Origin of the sequence: Streptomyces sp. CS113 (assembly GCF_002188365.1) — a bacterium.
Taxonomy (GTDB): domain Bacteria; phylum Actinomycetota; class Actinomycetes; order Streptomycetales; family Streptomycetaceae; genus Streptomyces; species Streptomyces tendae.
The window spans coordinates 2,181,735-2,195,859 of record NZ_KZ195574.1 but is presented as its reverse complement, the minus strand read 5'-3'; the positions used below and the strand labels follow the sequence as shown (position 1 = coordinate 2,195,859).

Sequence of the window (14,125 nt, the reverse complement as noted above, 5' to 3'; positions counted from 1 at the left end):
AAGGCCAGGACGCCGAGACCGGCGAGCGCGACCACGCCGCCGATCAGCTCCGCGGACAGATGCATGGGATCTCCCTCACCGGGTGACGGGCGGTGTTCGTCATATAGCCATGCGAACGCGGCCGGCCGCTCCATCCGCAGCCGTACCACCCCTGCGATTCACCCGTAGAGCAGACGGACGGCTGATCGGGGGTGGCGGTTGGGCGGTCGCCCGTTCGAACGCCTACGATCCTCTGTTGTGTCCAAACTGACCGACGTGCCCAAGCGGATCCTCATCGGGCGCGCACTGCGCAGCGACCGGCTGGGCGAAACGCTCCTGCCGAAGCGCATCGCGCTGCCCGTGTTCGCGTCCGACCCGCTGTCCTCCGTCGCGTACGCACCCGGCGAGGTGCTGCTCGTCCTGTCCATCGCGGGCGTGTCGGCGTACCACTTCAGCCCCTGGATCGCGGTCGCGGTCGTCGTCCTGATGTTCACGGTCGTCGCCTCGTACCGGCAGAACGTGCACGCCTACCCGAGCGGCGGCGGCGACTACGAGGTGGCCACCACCAACCTCGGACCCAAGGCCGGTCTGACCGTCGCCAGCGCCCTGCTGGTCGACTACGTCCTGACCGTCGCGGTCTCCATCTCCTCCGGCATCGAGAACCTCGGTTCGGCGATCCCGTTCGTCGTCGAGCACAAGGTCCTGTGCGCGGTCGCCGTCATCCTGCTGCTGACGCTGATGAACCTGCGCGGGGTCAAGGAGTCGGGCAGCCTGTTCGCGATCCCGACGTACGTCTTCGTCGCGGGCGTCTTCATCATGATCGTGTGGGGCGCGTTCCGCGGCCTGGTCCTGGACGACACCATGCGGGCCCCGACCGCGGACTACGAGATCAAGCCGGAACACGGCGGCCTGGCCGGCTTCGCCCTGGTCTTCCTCCTGCTGCGGGCCTTCTCCTCCGGCTGCGCCGCGCTCACCGGCGTCGAGGCGATCTCCAACGGCGTCCCGGCCTTCCGCAAGCCCAAGTCCAAGAACGCGGGGAACACCCTCGCGATGATGGGCCTGCTCGCCGTCACCATGTTCTGCGGCATCATCGCGCTGGCCTCCGCGACCGACGTGCGCATGTCCGAGAACCCGGCCACCGAGCTGTTCCACAACGGCGTCGCCGTCGGCGCTGACTACGTCCAGCACCCGGTGATCTCCCAGGTCGCCGAGGCGGTCTTCGGCGAGGGCAGCTTCCTGTTCATCGTGCTGGCCGCCGCCACCGCCCTGGTCCTCTTCCTTGCCGCCAACACCGCCTACAACGGCTTCCCGCTGCTCGGCTCGATCCTCGCCCAGGACCGCTACCTGCCGCGCCAGCTGCACACCCGCGGCGACCGCCTGGCCTTCTCCAACGGCATCGTGCTCCTGGCCGGCGCCGCCACGCTCCTGGTCGTCGTCTACGGCGCCGACTCGACCCGACTGATCCAGCTCTACATCGTCGGCGTCTTCGTGTCCTTCACGCTCAGCCAGATCGGCATGGTCCGGCACTGGAACCGCCACCTGGCCACCGAGCGTGACCAGGCCAAGCGCCGCCACATGATGCGCTCCCGCGCGATCAACGCCTTCGGCGCCTTCTTCACCGGCCTCGTCCTCGTCGTGGTCCTGGCGACCAAGTTCACGCACGGCGCCTGGGTCGCGCTGCTCGGCATGTGCATCTTCTTCGCGACCATGACGGCGATCCGCAAGCACTACGACCGCGTCGCCGAGGAGATCGCGGCCCCCGAGGACCCCGAGGAGGCACAGAGCGACGACATGGTGCGCCCCTCCCGCGTCCACTCGGTGGTCCTCATCTCCAAGATCCACCGCCCCACGCTGCGCGCCCTCGCCTACGCCAAGCTGATGCGCTCCGACAGCCTGGAGGCGCTCAGCGTCAACGTCGACCCGGTCGAGACGAAGGCCCTGCGCGAGGAGTGGGAGCGCCGCGGCATCGCCGTCCCGCTGAAGGTCCTGGACTCGCCGTACCGCGAGATCACGCGGCCGGTCATCGAGTACGTCAAGGGCCTGCGCAAGGAGTCCCCGCGCGACGCGGTCTCGGTGATCATCCCCGAGTACGTGGTCGGCCACTGGTACGAGCACCTGCTGCACAACCAGAGCGCCCTGCGCCTCAAGGGCCGCCTGCTGTTCACGCCGGGCGTCATGGTCACCTCCGTCCCGTACCAGCTGGAGTCCTCCGAGGCCGCCCGGCGCCGGGCCCGCAAGCGCCAGGACTGGAGCGCGCCCGGTGCGGTCCGGCGAGGGCCGGCCCAGCACCAGGACCGCGACCGTACGAAGGATTCCTCGTCGTCCACGTAGACTGGACGGCTGTTGTCCTTTGCGGCACCTGTCGTCACCCGTAGGTCCCCGTCGTCCCCGTTCTCTGGAGTCACCCCGCCATGCAGGCAGAACCGAAGAAGTCGCAGGCGGAGAAGCGAGCGGTCTCGGAGCCGGTCTCGGAGCCGGTTTCGGAGCCGGCCCCGCGGCCGGTCTCGCTCGTGGGGGAGGAGTACGAGGTCGAGGTCGGCCCCGTCGCCCACGGCGGCCACTGCATCGCCCGCACGTCCGAGGGACAGGTGCTGTTCGTCCGGCACACGCTGCCCGGCGAGCGCGTCGTCGCGCGGGTGACGGAGGGCGAGGAGGGCGCCCGCTTCCTGCGCGCGGACGCGGTCGAGATCCTGGACCCTTCCAAGGACCGCATCGAGGCCCCCTGCCCCTTCGCGGGCCCCGGCCGCTGCGGCGGCTGCGACTGGCAGCACGCCAAGCCGGGCGCCCAGCGCCGCCTGAAGGGCGAGGTCGTCGCCGAACAGCTCCAGCGCCTGGCGGGCCTGACCCCCGAGGAGGCCGGCTGGGACGGCACGGTGATGCCGGCCGAGGGCGACAAGGTGCCCGCCGGCCAGGTCCCGTCCTGGCGCACGCGCGTGCAGTACGCGGTGGACACGGACGGTCGCGCGGGCCTGCGCAAGCACCGCTCCCACGAGATCGAGCCGATCGACCACTGCATGATCGCGGCGGAGGGCGTCAGCGAGCTGGGCATCGAGGCGCGGGACTGGGCGGGCATGGAGTCCGTCGAGGCGATCGCGGCCACCGGCTCCCAGGACCGCCAGGTCATCCTGACCCCGCGCCCCGGCGCCCGCCTCCCCCTCGTCGAGCTGGACCGCCCGGTCTCGGTCATGCGGGTCGGCGAGAAGGACGGCGGCGTCCACCGCGTCCACGGCCGCCCCTTCGTCCGCGAGCGCGCCGACGGCCGCACCTACCGCGTCGGCTCCGGCGGCTTCTGGCAGGTCCACCCGAAGGCCGCCGACACCCTGGTCACGGCGGTCATGCAGGGCCTGCTGCCCCGCAAGGGCGACATGGCCCTCGACCTCTACTGCGGGGTCGGCCTCTTCGCCGGCGCCCTGGCCGACCGCGTCGGCGACCAGGGCGCGGTCCTCGGCATCGAGTCCGGCAAGCGCGCCGTCGAGGACGCCCGCCACAACCTCGCCGCCTTCGACCGCGTCCGCATCGAGCAGGGCAAGGTCGAGTCCGTCCTGCCCCGCACCGGCATCGACGAGGTCGACCTCATCGTCCTCGACCCGCCCCGCGCGGGCGCCGGCCGCAAGACGGTCCAGCACCTCTCGTCACTGGCCGCCCGCCGCATCGCCTACGTGGCCTGCGACCCGGCGGCTCTCGCCCGGGACCTGGGGTACTTCCGGGACGGGGGGTACCGGGTGCGGATGCTGCGGGTGTTCGATCTGTTTCCGATGACGCATCATGTGGAGTGCGTCGCGATCCTTGAGCCCGCCGACAAGGGCGTCTGACCTGCGGTTTTGCGGTCCGGGTGGGTTGCTCGACCTGTTTCCCGAAGTGCAGCGGTTCGAGCGGGGGATTGATCTTTGCACCTTGCTGACCTGTGGGTTCTAACGAGGTGCCGGTATGGGCGACGCATATAGAGGGACGTGCGGAGAATCTTGACGCTCGGGCGACGCTCGAAGCGGAAGTCGCTGCTGCACCTCCGCCCCAAGCTGAGCCGCCATCTCCGGCTGCGCGTTGCCGGGGAATGCAACTCGACCGCGCCGCAGTGATACCGGTCAGGTATCATCCGTGTATGGCGATGACACTCCGGCTCCCCGACGATCTTGACGCGAAGCTCACCGAGCGAGCTCGTCGGGAGGGTCGCAGCAAGCAGGAACTTGCCATCGAGGCCATCCGTGAGGCCCAGGACCGGGCCGAGCTGAAGGTCGATGACGTCTTGGCCGAGCTGATGGACAGTGACGCGGAGATCCTGGACTACCTGAAGTGACGGACGTGCGCTACCTCCAGGTCGACGAGATCCTGGCCATCGCCCGCGCGGTCAACGGTACCGAGCACAGTGTGCGTGACATGGGTCTTCTGGTGTCGGCGATCGAGCGACCTCGATTGAACGTGTTCGGAGCGGAGCTGTATCCCACGCTGCACGAGAAGGCGGCGGCGCTGCTGCACTCCGTCGCCCGCAATCAGGCGCTGATCGACGGCAACAAACGCACCGCCTGGCTCGCCATGCGTGTCTTCCTGCGATTCAACGGCGTCAGTGCCAATACCGTCCCACCGCCCGTCTCAGTGGCCGGCCCGTTCGTCGAGGAAGTCGAGCAGGACAACATCGATGTACCGGCTATTGCCAAGCGCCTGTCGGCTTGGTTTCCCGTTTCCTGACGTCCGACGTCGTGGGTACAGGACGGAATGAGGGTCTGGGAGCGGTGCTGGCTTCTGGCAGCCCGCCGGGGGACTGACCCGTTCGTTCAGCGGGTGGATGCGTATGCTTTCGCGAGATGGGGCAGCGGGTCCGCTCGGCGCGAGAATGGCGTCCCACGACGCCTTCCCGTTTGGGCGGCAGGCAAGGTCCACATTGGGTACGGCGGTCTCTTTCCAACCAACACCCGCCCCTGTTCTCCCGGCGGTCACGGAACGCGCTGTCCGTGCCCCTCGCGCCCCCCGCGCATACTGAGCCGGTCCTCTCTGCGAGCGGAACATGGTCACGATCACGAGTTCGAGTCGGGCGGCTGTTCGTGGGGGAGCCCTCTGCGGCCGTCAGTGTCGAACGGCGACGGACAGGCGTAGGCATCGACGTCGTCTTTATGCCCTGCATCCACACCGAGACGCGCTGCTCAGGCGCGGCAGCGAGCGACCCGGTCGAGAGGGAGAGCAGGGGTCGGAGGCCACGTTCGCCTCTCGCGAAGTCATCTATGCTCGCGCCCAGTTGGTATGACCAGTTCGCTTCAGGGGGCGGAGAGCCGCATGGTCGATGAGATCAAGTACGAGTACAAGGCCGTGCAGACCGTTCGGGGTACCGACGCTTTGGTGATCTCGAAGATGCAGAAGGACGGATGGGAGCTCGTGGAACAGCTCCCAGGCAGACTTCGCACCACCCTCAACTTCCGTCGGCCGAAGAGGCCACTGCCTTGGCGTCTGATCGGGGCGGGGGCAGCCGCCCTCGTGCTCTTGGCCGCCATCATCGGCACGGGCGTTGCGCTTGGTGACGGCGACGAGGAGAAGGGCGCGTCAGCCAGTTCGCCGACTGCCAGTGAGAAGCCTTCCGCTACGTCGCCCGAAGACGAGCCGACCACCGCTGAGGTGATCACGGCGCAGAACAGTCCCGAGTTCGCGACGTTGTTGCAGGCGGATCCGTGTGGCGAAGCGAACGTGAACTTCGCAACCAAGCACGAGGGGCGGACGGTCGCCTTCGACGGGTCAATTAGGCACATGGCGGCCCACGCAGTTGACCGGACCCGCTACGACTTCCTTCTCGGCCCGGGCGACAAGGGGCCGCAGACGACGGACGGCCCGAACTTCAAGTACGAGGACGTCAACACCGGCAACCTCCACCTGACCGGCAAGGAGGTCCCTGCCACCGTTGCAGTTGGCGACAAGTTCCGCTTCATCGCCGAGGTGATCGAGTTCGACACGGTCCAGTGCCTGTTCCGCCTCGCCCCGGTCTCGACGGAGACCCGGTAGCCGAGATGGCCAGCCTTCCCAACATGGAGGGAGCTGCCCGATGGAACGGCTCCTTGCTCTGTCCATTCGAGAGTTCTGAACTTCACCACCAGCTTGCCAGACGGCAGCGCCATCCTTGACCCATGCCCGCATCCAGCCCGGCGGATGTCCGGAGATATCTCAGGCCATGCGCGTTGGCCATCAAACCAGGCAAAGTGTGCTGAAACGGTTGGCGCGAATCAACATCAAACGCCCACTCAGGCGTTGAGGATCCAACGGCTCCACGAGCTGCACGAGTCGTTGCTGAGGCACGCCTTGACCCGCACCCGACTGCCCACGCCGCCGTGGGCGTTCTTGCTGCTGTACTCGTACATCTCCTTGTTGCAGGACCCCTGGGTGCCGGAACCGCCCGACCACGTGCACTCTCCGTTGCGGTAGAGCCCCCAGTTCCCGTTACGGTCCTTGAGCTCGTTCTGCCACTTGGTGACGGCGGAGGCGCCGTCTTTGAATTCGTCGCCGGCGAAAAGGACGTCGCCGTACGGCTTGAAGCAGGCACGGGCGGTGGGCCAGAGGTCGTCCTTGACCACGCAGTAGTAGTCGTTGACCGATGTCGTGTCCTTCACCGCGGTGTCGTACTCCATCGTGGCGGCGGCTGCCGGGTTGCTCATCGCCAGAACGAGCATGCCTGTGGCGGCCATGCCCAATACGGTTCTCATCGCGCCGCGCATGCGGACGCCTCCCGTCGGGTCGAAGCTGACTGAACTCCAACCCTGGGGTACGCAGCGCCTCGGCGGTACCTCGAACGTTTCAGGGTGCCCTGAGTGGCCGCTATCAGAAACGGACTTAACGAGAAGATCCTCCGCTGGTCGGCCAGGACGTCGGGGTGGCGGGCATTGGTGTTGCGCCAGCGCAGGTATCGGTGCAGAGCCCGGGTTTGCGCGGGGTGGCTGCGATGGTTCGAGTTGGCCAGGGTGAATGTCGGGTGGCTTGGCCGCGGGGCGGGCTCCGCGGTGGTGGAGGCCGGCGTCGGACGTACCGTGGCGGGTGTGCCGACCGCGAGGGTCGCCGCCGTCACGGCGGCGGCCCTCGCGGGTATCGGCGTTTTCCGTGGGGCAGGTCTGGTCAGGCGCGGGTCCAGCGCTGGTTGCTGCCGTTGGAGCAGGTGTAGAGCTGGATCTGGGTGCCGTTGGCGGTGCCGGCCCCGACGGCGTCCAGGCAGAGGCCGGACTGGACGCCGACGATGGAGCCGTCGGAGTTCAGGCGCCACTTCTGGTTGTCGCCGCCCCAGCAGCTGTAGATCTGGACCCTGGCGCCGTTGCCGGTGCCGGCGGCGTCCAGGCACTTGTCGCCGTAGACCCGCAGCTCACCGGCGTCGGTGGACGCCCACTGCTGGTTGCTGTTGCTGTGGCAGTCCCACAGCTGGATCTGAGTGCCGTCGGTGGTGCTGGCACTGGGCACGTCCAGGCAGCGGCCCGAGCCGACGCCCTTGATCTGTCCGCCGTCGGCGGGGGGCTCCGTGGAGTCGCCGCCGTTGAGGGCGTTCAGCACGGCCGTGTACGCCGCCTTCTTGCTGCCGTCGTTGTTGAACAGCAGCGGCGTCTGCTCCGCCCGCCAGGAGTCGCTGTCGCGCACACCCCAGACGGTGATGCCGAGGCAGCGTGAGACGGCCAGGCAGTCGTTGACCACGTTGGCGTAGGTCGTGGGCGAGGCACCCTGGATGTCGAGTTCGGTGACGGCCACGTCGACGCCGAGGGCGGCGAAGTTCTGGAGCGTGGTGCGGAAGTTGCTGTCGTAGGGGCTGCCGCTGTTGAAGTGCGACTGGAAGCCGACGCAGTCGATCGGCACGCCCCGCTGCTTGAAGTCCCGGACCATGTTGTACATGGCCTGGGTCTTCGCCCAGTTCCAGTTCTCGACGTTGTAGTCGTTGTAGCAGAGCTTGGCGGACGGGTCGGCGGCGCGCGCGGTGCGGAAGGCGACCTCGATCCAGTCGTTGCCGGTGCGTTGCAGGTTGGAGTCCCGCCGGGCTCCCGAACTGCCGTCGGCGAAGGCCTCGTTCACGACGTCCCACTGCGCGATCTTGCCCTTGTAGTGGGCCATCACGCCGTTGATGTGGTCGATCATCGCCTGGCGCAGGGCGCTGCCGCTGAGGCTCTGCATCCAGCCGGGCTGCTGGGAGTGCCAGGCCAGGGTGTGACCGCGCACCTCCTTGCCGTTCTGCACGGCCCAGTTGTAGACGCGGTCGGCGGCGCTGAAGTTGAACTGGCCCCGCTGCGGTTCGGTGGCGTCGATCTTCATCTCGTTCTCGGCCGTCACCGAGTTGAACTCGCGGTTCGCGATCGACGTGTAGGTCGAGTCGCCCAGCCTGCCCGAGGCGACGGCGACGCCGAAGTAGCGGCCGCTCTGTGCCGCTGCCGCGCCGAGTGTGCTCTCGGCGGCGTGTGCGGTCGGCGGTGTGACCAGTGCGGTGGCGGTAGCGGTGGCGCCGACGACCAGCGCCAGCAGCAGGCCGCGGATCTTGCGGCGGACAGAGGATCTGGGAAGGGCGTACGAGCCCATTGCTGTGCCTCCAAAGCGGACGTCACGGATGGACTGGAGCGAGGGGGCTTGCGGCGTCCGCTCCCATACGGCAGACGGACGGATGGACGGGGCGGGCGGGGGCCCGGGCGGACGGGATGCCCAAGGCTGGTGCGGTTCGAGATATCGAGCTGTGCCCGGTTGTCCAGACAGGAATGATCGAGGTGCCGGTGATGCATCGTCAATGCTTCTCGCAGGAAAAGTTTCTGTTTCTTCGTCGAAACTTTCGATGGTGCGGGTGAGTGGGCAGTGGTCCGCTGGTGGCGTCGTCAGTGCAGGCTCTTGAGTGGGGATGACGGGTCGCGCGTCGAGCGTCGACGGTGTGACGTGCGACGTTTCACGCAGAGGTAACAGCGAAACTTTCGACAACGATGGCGACGTGTGCGAGGGGTATTGACGCCGTTCCCCGGCTACCTATCATTCGGGTTGCTCGACACTTCGGATTGTGTGCGATATTTCGAACCACCTGGCTCCGTGTGTGTCGTGCCTGTCGTGCGTGCGTCGCGTGTATGCCCTGTATGTCATGCACCTGCCAGTTCCTTGTCGGTGCTCTCTTCGTCTCAAGGTTGGGGAAGTGCCCATGCACAGAGGAAGTTTGAGCCGCAGGCATCCGTCCGCGGTGCTCGCCGCCGTGGTCGCGGCCCTGGCCGCGTTGGCGGCACTACTCGTCGCCACCGCCCCGGCCCAGGCGGCCACCAGCGGTGCCCTGCGCGGTGTTGCGTCGAACCGGTGCCTCGATGTGCTGGGCGCCGAGCAGACCAACGGTACGTACCTGCAAATCTACGACTGCTGGGGCGGGACCAACCAGCAGTGGACGTTGACAGACGCCGGCGGGCTGACCGTGTACGGCGACAAGTGCCTGGACGTTCCGGGACACGCCACTACGGCCGGTACCCGGGTGCAGATCTGGAGCTGCACCGGCGCCGCGAACCAGCAGTGGCGGGTGAACTCCGACGGCACAGTCGTCGGTGTGGAGTCCGGGCTGTGCCTGGACGTGAAGGACAACGGCACGGCCAACGGCACGGCGGTGCAGCTGTGGACGTGCAACGGCGGCAGCAACCAGAAGTGGACCGGCCTGTCCGGCACCCCGCCGACGGACGGCCCGTGTTCCCTGCCGTCGACCTACCGGTGGACGTCGACGGGCGTGCTGGCGCAGCCGGCGAACGGGTGGGCGGCGGTGAAGGACTTCACCACCGTGACGCACAACGGCAAGCACCTGGTCTACGCGTCCAACTTCTCGGGATCGTCGTACGGCTCGATGATGTTCGCTCCCTTCACCAACTGGTCGGACATGGCATCGGCCGGCCAGACCGGGATGAGCCAGGCCGCGGTGGCGCCGACGCTGTTCTACTTCGCGCCCAAGAACATCTGGGTGCTGGCGTACCAGTGGGGCTCCTGGCCCTTCATCTACCGCACGTCGAGCGATCCCACCAACCCCAACGGCTGGTCCGCTCCGCAGCCGCTGTTCACCGGGAGCATCTCCGGCTCCGACACCGGACCGATCGACCAGACGCTGATTGCCGACGGCCAGAACATGTACCTGTTCTTCGCGGGCGACAACGGCAAGATCTACCGGGCGAGCATGCCGATCGGGAACTTCCCGGGCAACTTCGGATCGTCGTACACGACGATCATGAGTGACACGAAGGCCAACCTCTTCGAGGGCGTGCAGGTCTACAAGGTCCAGGGCCAGAACCAGTACCTCATGATCGTCGAGGCGATGGGCGCGAACGGGCGCTATTTCCGGTCCTTCACTGCCTCCAGCCTGAACGGGGCGTGGGCCCCGCAGGCCGCCACCGAGAGCAACCCCTTCGCGGGCCGGGCCAACAGCGGTGCCACCTGGACCAACGACATCAGCCACGGTGACCTGGTCCGCGACAACCCCGACCAGACCATGACCATCGACCCCTGCAACTTGCAGCTTCTCTACCAGGGCAAGGACCCTGACGCGGGCGGGGAATACAACCGGCTGCCGTGGCGGCCGGGCGTCCTCACCCTGCGGCGCTGACCCCGCCGCGCCGCCCGGAGCCGGCCCGGCCCTGTCCCCGGTGTGCGGGGGCGGACCGGTCCGGTCCGGGCGGGGTTCGAGGGCGGGCCGTCAGGGGGTGCGGAAGCCTCGGAAGGTCACCTGTCTGCGGGTCCGGAAGCCGAGCCGCTCGTACAGTGCGACGGCGCCGGTGTTCGTCTCGGCCACGTGGAGGACGGGGCGCTCGCCTCGCGCCACGATGCGGGCGGCGAGCGTACTGATCAGGCGGGCGGCGTGGCCTCGCCCCCGTGCGTCGGGGGCGGTGCAGACGGCGCTGATCTCCGTCCAGCCCGGCGGGCGCAGGCGCTCTCCGGCCATCGCCACCAGGATGCCGTCGACCCGGACCCCCAGGTACGTGCCGAGTTCGTGGGTGCGTGGCCAGAAGGGTCCCGGCTCGGTCCGCGCGGCGAGGTCGAGCATGTCGGGCACGCTGTCCGGGCCCAGTTCGACCAGGCCGGCGCCGGACTCCGCGGCAGGCCCGTCCGGGGTGCCGCCGGACCAGATCATCTGACGGCCCTCCAGGCTGAAGACCGGCTCCCACGTCGGCGGCGGGACCGCCGGACAGCTGAACAGGTCGGCGAAGGCGCCCGGACCGAGCAACCCGGCGAGGTCGGCCCAGTCCGCCGCGTCCGGCTCGGTGGACACGGCGGAGAAGGTCGCCACCTCCCTGTGGTAGGTGGCGGCCCGGCCGAGGCGGCGGGCGAGATGCGCGTGCCGACCACCGAGCGACTGACCTACCGGGTCGTCGAGTACCGCGTCGGCGTCGTGGGCCATGGTGCTGATTCCTTCCTGGTGGGCGCGGTGGTCGGGCAAGTCGGGGCCACCTCCGGCGGCGCTCCGGGCGCGCTGTCGACGTCCTCCGGGAGTCAGGGCCGGGTCGTGGCGACCTTCGGTCCGAACCCGATCAGTACGGCCCTGGTGACCCGGTCCATGCCTCGGCGTACGCCCGGCCCGGCGAAGAACGCTCGAGCCGTGGACTGTATGAGCATTGCCTCAGTCTTGCATCCGCGGCCGACGGAGCGGACGACCGGTTTCGCCCGGCCGGGCAGCCTGCCGCCCCTGGCGCTGCCGGCCTTGGCGCTGCCGGCCGTGGATGGGTCACTCGCCGCATCGCGCGGTCAGCCGGTCCGCGGTACAGGGTGCCGTTGTTTTCTGACGTCAGGTCAGATCTGCGCGCTAATCTGTTGCCGTTCACTCGCCATGACCGCTTCCCTCGATCAGTCGCCCACGGACGTCAGGAGCCCCCGGCTGTGCCACCCACCTTGTATCGCGTCACGGGTTACACGCTCCGGCACCTGGTCGAGAACATCGAAGGCGGCCGTATCGGATTGCCGGACATCCAACGGCCGTTCGTCTGGTCCGCGGCGAAGACCCGCGATCTTTTCGACTCGATGTACCGGGGTTACCCGATCGGCACCCTGATGTTCTGGGAGACCGGCGCCGAGGTGGGGACGCGGCAGATCGGAACGGAAGCCGGCGACCGGGCCCCTCAGCTGTTGGTCGTCGACGGGCAGCAGCGGCTCACCGCCCTGTTCGCCGTCCTCACCGGGCGCAAGATCGTCACCAAGTCGTTCGAGGAGATTAACGTCCGCATCGCGTTCCGCCCGGAGGACGAGACCTTCGAGGTCACGGACGCGGCCATCGAGCGGGACGCCCACTTCATTCCGGACATCACTGCGCTCTGGGCCCAGGCTGGGTACAAACCCACCGTTCGGCAGTTCTTCCAACGGCTCGAACAGGTCGGCGGCCGACCCTTGTCGCACGCTGTCAGGGATGAACTCGAAGAACGGGTGGACCGGGTCCGGGACCTGCAGGAATTCCCCTTCCAGGTGGTGGAACTGGGTGCTTCCGCCGACGAGGAGCAGGTCGCTGAGATCTTCGTGCGCATCAACTCCGAAGGCGTGAAGCTCAACCAGTCCGACTTTATCCTCACCCTGATGTCGGTGCACTGGGAGAAGGGCCGCCGCCAGCTCGAGGACTTCAGCCGCGGCGCGGTGGTCGCAGGGCTCCCCGGTCCGAGCCCCCGTAACGCTTTCCTGGATCCCAGCCCGGACCAACTACTCCGCGTGGCCGTCGCCGTCGCCTTCCGGCGCGCCAGATTGCAGCACGTCTACAGCGTCCTACGAGGAAAGGACCTCGAAACCGGCAAGGTGACCGCCGCTCGACGGCAGGAGCAGTTCGATCGGCTCGCCGCTGCCCACACGAAGGTCCTGGACCTGACCAGTTGGCACGAGTTCTTCCGGTGCGTCGCGGCGGCGGGCTTCCGGAGTCGAAAGATGATCACCTCCGACAACGCGCTGCTGTACAGCTACGCGATCTGGCTGATCGGGCGCCACGACTTCGGACTGACGGTTGATGAACTCCGTTCCGTGATCGGACGGTGGTTCTTCATGGCGCACACCACCGGTCGATACTCCAACTCGCCTGAGTCGCAGATGGAGTTCGACCTGGGAAGGCTCGGTGGGCTGCCGCCAGGTGACGGCCGCGCCTTCACCGCGGAACTCGACCGGATCATCGCGGCGAACTTCACCGGCGACTACTGGGACATCTCCCTGCCGAACCGGCTGGACACGTCCTCGTCGCGTTCACCCGTGCTGTTCGCCTATCAGGCGGCGCTCAACATCCTCGACGCCGAGATGCTCTTCGGCGAGCAGCGCATCCGCGATCTGTTGGACCCCTCGGTCCAACTCGCCAAGGCCGTCGATCGGGACCATCTGTTCCACCGCAAGGTGCTGGCCGGTCTGGGTGTCACCGACCGGCGCCAGGTCAATGCCATCGCCAACATGGCCTACGTGACGTGGCCGACCGGCGGACCGTCCCCCAACGACGCACCCCACGACTACTGGCCGAACATCACCGACGCAATGGCCCCGGAGGTGCTGGAGCGGCAGGTGCGATGGCACGCGCTCCCGGTCGGCTGGGCGCAACTCGACTACCTCACCTTCCTGGAACGGCGGCGCCAACTGATCGCCAAGGTCGTGCGGGAAGCGTTCGAGACGCTCACGGGCGAACGCCCTGGGTACGTCTCCACCACCCCGGCTGACATGATCGCCGCCGGCGAGTCCCAGGGCACCGAGTTCAAGGCCAGCGCCCGCTGGAACGTGCATACCCAGCAGGCCGACAAGACCCTGCGGCACAACGTCGTCAAGGCCGTCTGCGGCTTCCTGAACGGCGAGGGCGGGAACCTGTTCATCGGTGTCGCCGACGACGGAACCGTCCTCGGCATCGAGAACGACCTCACCACTCTGGAGTCGCAGGCCAGCGTCGACGGGTACGAACTCTTCGTGCGTCAACTCCTCGACAACAGCCTGTCGACCCCAACGGCGACCACCGTCCGCGTGCGCTTCCCGGAGATCTCCGGGAGTGTCGTCTGCCAGATTAGCGTTGCGGCGGCGGGCAAGCCGGTGTTCGCCAAGCCCGCCAAGGGCGGCAACGCCGCCACCGACTTCTGGGTCCGGGTCGGCAACGCCACCAAGCAACTCCACGGGGACCACCTCCTGCGCTACCAGGAGGAGCACTGGGGATGAGCGTCCCCGTGGTTGCCGTACTCGCCGTGCCGGGAGCCGGGGGCGGCGCCGGAGTGCT

General features: G+C 68.1%; 11 protein-coding genes and 1 pseudogene. 7 read left to right on the top strand and 5 right to left on the bottom strand.

Going from position 1 to position 14,125, the window contains the following annotated elements; translation table 11 throughout:
- The first annotated feature begins 237 nt into the window (after positions 1-237).
- The 5 genes from B9W62_RS09450 (at position 238) to B9W62_RS09430 (ending at position 5,961) form a co-directional block, all read left to right on the top strand.
- Complete coding sequence (locus B9W62_RS09450; protein WP_087806754.1) at positions 238-2,310, top strand: APC family permease; 2,073 nt, start codon at positions 238-240, stop codon at positions 2,308-2,310.
- An 80-nt stretch (positions 2,311-2,390) separates the two neighbouring features.
- On the top strand, positions 2,391-3,791 hold the full coding sequence (locus tag B9W62_RS09445; RefSeq protein WP_087806753.1) for a class I SAM-dependent RNA methyltransferase: 1,401 nt from the start codon (positions 2,391-2,393) through the stop codon (positions 3,789-3,791).
- 287 nt (positions 3,792-4,078) lie between these two features.
- A complete protein-coding gene (locus B9W62_RS09440) occupies positions 4,079-4,273 on the top strand; it encodes a ribbon-helix-helix protein, CopG family (protein WP_030862426.1) in 195 nt (64 codons plus the stop codon).
- Positions 4,270-4,662, top strand: coding sequence for a type II toxin-antitoxin system death-on-curing family toxin (locus B9W62_RS09435; RefSeq protein ID WP_087806752.1), 393 nt, complete (start codon positions 4,270-4,272; stop codon positions 4,660-4,662). The genes B9W62_RS09440 and B9W62_RS09435 overlap by 4 nt, the downstream gene beginning before the upstream one ends.
- A gap of 582 nt (positions 4,663-5,244) precedes the next feature.
- Positions 5,245-5,961, top strand: a complete 717-nt coding sequence (locus B9W62_RS09430) for a DUF4839 domain-containing protein (protein WP_087806751.1) — start codon at positions 5,245-5,247, stop codon at positions 5,959-5,961.
- Positions 5,962-6,197: 236 nt separating this feature from the next.
- Here the strand turns inward: B9W62_RS09430 and B9W62_RS40135 are convergent, their stop codons facing one another.
- The 3 genes and pseudogenes from B9W62_RS40135 to B9W62_RS09415 form a co-directional block, all read right to left on the bottom strand.
- Complete coding sequence (locus tag B9W62_RS40135; protein ID WP_179235410.1) at positions 6,198-6,638, bottom strand: hypothetical protein; 441 nt, start codon at positions 6,636-6,638, stop codon at positions 6,198-6,200.
- Positions 6,639-6,796: 158 nt separating this feature from the next.
- Positions 6,797-6,916 (bottom strand): annotated as a pseudogene (locus tag B9W62_RS41105) (IS630 family transposase); the annotation flags it as partial.
- A gap of 146 nt (positions 6,917-7,062) precedes the next feature.
- Positions 7,063-8,496, bottom strand: coding sequence for an endo-1,4-beta-xylanase (locus B9W62_RS09415; protein WP_087806749.1), 1,434 nt, complete (start codon positions 8,494-8,496; stop codon positions 7,063-7,065).
- A 598-nt stretch (positions 8,497-9,094) separates the two neighbouring features.
- Between B9W62_RS09415 and B9W62_RS09410 the strand changes: the two genes are divergently transcribed.
- Entirely contained in the window at positions 9,095-10,522 is a 1,428-nt protein-coding gene (locus tag B9W62_RS09410; RefSeq protein ID WP_087806748.1) for a non-reducing end alpha-L-arabinofuranosidase family hydrolase, read from the top strand.
- A 90-nt stretch (positions 10,523-10,612) separates the two neighbouring features.
- Here B9W62_RS09410 and B9W62_RS09405 read toward each other — a convergent pair whose 3' ends face one another.
- The gene (locus tag B9W62_RS09405) at positions 10,613-11,314 is read right to left on the bottom strand and encodes a GNAT family N-acetyltransferase (protein WP_087806747.1); all 702 of its coding nucleotides are present in this window, start codon (positions 11,312-11,314) and stop codon (positions 10,613-10,615) included.
- A gap of 92 nt (positions 11,315-11,406) precedes the next feature.
- Positions 11,407-11,529, bottom strand: coding sequence for a hypothetical protein (locus tag B9W62_RS40645; RefSeq protein WP_256976255.1), 123 nt, complete (start codon positions 11,527-11,529; stop codon positions 11,407-11,409).
- 261 nt (positions 11,530-11,790) lie between these two features.
- On the opposite strand from B9W62_RS40645, the gene B9W62_RS09400 reads away from it, so the two are divergent.
- Positions 11,791-14,067, top strand: coding sequence for a GmrSD restriction endonuclease domain-containing protein (locus tag B9W62_RS09400; protein WP_087806746.1), 2,277 nt, complete (start codon positions 11,791-11,793; stop codon positions 14,065-14,067).
- The last annotated feature ends 58 nt before the right edge of the window (positions 14,068-14,125 follow it).